This is a genomic window from Polyangium fumosum (assembly GCF_005144585.1).
Taxonomy (GTDB): domain Bacteria; phylum Myxococcota_A; class Polyangia; order Polyangiales; family Polyangiaceae; genus Polyangium; species Polyangium fumosum.
The window spans coordinates 1-2,500 of the sequence record NZ_SSMQ01000164.1 but is presented as its reverse complement, the minus strand read 5'-3'; the positions used below and the strand labels follow the sequence as shown (position 1 = coordinate 2,500).

General features: G+C 56.0%; 1 rRNA gene (cut by a window edge). It reads left to right on the top strand.

Annotated features, from left to right (window positions below):
• A 23S ribosomal RNA gene (locus E8A74_RS51425) occupies positions 1–2,496 on the top strand; it begins 510 nt to the left of the window's first position.
• Positions 2,497–2,500 lie beyond the last annotated feature (4 nt).

Sequence of the window (2,500 nt, the reverse complement as noted above, 5' to 3'; positions counted from 1 at the left end):
ACTCCTGATCGACCGATAGTGAACTAGTACCGCGAGGGAAAGGTGAAAAGAACCCCGGTTAGGGGAGTGAAATAGTACCTGAAACCGTGTGCCTACAAGCAGTGGGAGCACTATGGCCGCAAGGCAATGTGTGACCACGTACCTTTTGCATAATGGGCCTGCGAGTTACGCTACGTGGCGAGGTTAAGCCGAGAGGTGGAGCCGAAGCGAAAGCGAGTCCTAACAGGGCGAGGAGTCGCGTGGCGTAGACCCGAAACCTTAGCGATCTATCCATGTCCAGGTTGAAGAGCGGGTAACACCGCTTGGAGGACCGAACTCACCGCAGTTGAAAATGCGGGGGATGAGGTGTGGATAGGAGTGAAAGGCTAATCAAGCTGGGATATAGCTGGTTCTCCCCGAAATATATTGAGGTATAGCCTCGGACGAATTGCGGCGGAGGTAGAGCACTGAATGGGCTAGGGGTCCTACCAGATTACCAAACCCAATCAAACTCCGAATGCCGCCGACAAGTATCCGGGAGTCAGGCTGCGGGAGATAAGTTCCGTAGCCGAGAGGGAAAGAGCCCAGATCGTCAGCTAAGGTCCCCAAGTCCGAGCTAAGTGTCAAAGGATGTGGGAGCGCACAGACAACCAGGAGGTTGGCTTAGAAGCAGCCATCCTTTAAAGAAAGCGTAATAGCTCACTGGTCAAGCGAACCTGCGCCGAAAATATAACGGGGCTAAGCTCGGCACCGAAGCTACGGGTTCTCGAAAGAGAGCGGTAGGGGAGTATTCTCAGGTAGATACACGCCGGACGGTGACGACCGGTAACGGACCTGAGAAGAGCTTATGCAGGCATGAGTAGCGATAAACCGAGTGAGAAACTCGGTCGCCGTAAGCCCAAGGTTTCCTGGGGAAGGATAATCCTCCCATGGGTTAGTCGGATCCTAAGCCGAGGCCGAGAGGCGTAGGTGATGGGAAGCAGGTTAATATTCCTGCACCACCAAGGATGGCGTTGAAGTAAGCGGGGACGGAGTAGGGTAGGCCGGGCACGGCGGATGGTTTGCCGTGTTCAAGCCCGTAGGATGAGTTGCCAGGACCCGATAGGGACAAACGGCAGCTCGTGTATCCGAGAGGTGATGAGGTTCGGACCTAGTCCGAGACACTCGGTGATCCCAGACTTCCAAGAAAAGCCGCGTACAGAGCCCCTTTGGTGTCCGTACCGCAAACCGACTCAGGTGGGCGGGGTGAGTATCCCAAGGCGCGTGAGAGAACCCTGGTTAAGGAACTCGGCAAAATGACACCGTAACTTCGGGAGAAGGTGTGCCGGTCTGCGTGAAAGAGCTTGCCTCTGGAGCGTGGGCTGGTTGCAGAGAAACGGGGGTTGTGACTGTTTACTAAAAACACAGGACTCTGCGAAGTCGTAAGACGACGTATAGGGTCTGATGCCTGCCCGGTGCTGGAAGGTTAAGGGGACGAGTCAGCGCAAGCGAAGCTCCGAACCGAAGCCCCAGTAAACGGCGGCCGTAACTATAACGGTCCTAAGGTAGCGAAATTCCTTGTCGGGTAAGTTCCGACCTGCACGAATGGCATAACAACATCCCCGCTGTCTCGACCAGGGACTCAGCGAAATTGTATCGGGGGTGAAGATACCCTCTACCCGCGGCAAGACGGAAAGACCCCATGAACCTTTACTGCAACTTGGCAGTGATTTTCGGGATATTCTGCGTAGGATAGGTGGGAGGCGTTGAGACCGGGCTTCTGGGTTCGGTGGAGCCAACGTTGAAATACCACCCTGGATATTCTGGAAATCTAACCTGGACCCATGACCTGGGTCGGGGACACTGCCTGGTGGGCAGTTTGACTGGGGCGGTCGCCTCCCAAAAAGTAACGGAGGCGTGCGAAGGTTCCCTCAGCCTGATTGGAAACCAGGCGTAGAGTGCAAACGCACAAGGGAGCTTAACTGTGAGACCGACAGGTCGAACAGGTGCGAAAGCAGGCGTTAGTGATCCGGTGGTTCTGCATGGAAGGGCCATCGCTCATCGGATAAAAGGTACTCTGGGGATAACAGGCTGATCGCGCCTGAGAGTTCACATCGGCGGCGCGGTTTGGCACCTCGATGTCGGCCCATCGCATCCTGGGGCTGGAGCAGGTCCCAAGGGTTCGGCTGTTCGCCGATTAAAGCGGTACGCGAGCTGGGTTTAAAACGTCGTGAGACAGTTTGGTCCCTATCTGCCGTGGGCGTAGGACACTTGAGAGGAGCTGCTCATAGTACGAGAGGACCTGAGTGGACGTACCTCTGGTGTTCCGGTTGTCCTGCCAAGGGCATAGCCGGGTAGCCATGTACGGAACGGATAACCGCTGAAAGCATCTAAGCGGGAAGCCGGCCTCAAGACTAGGTGTCCCGAGCCGCAAGGCTCCTAAAGACCCCTCGTAGACCACGAGGTTGATAGGCCGGGTGTGGAAGCGGAGTAATTCGCGGAGCTAACCGGTACTAATCGGTCGTGCGGCTTGACCATACCT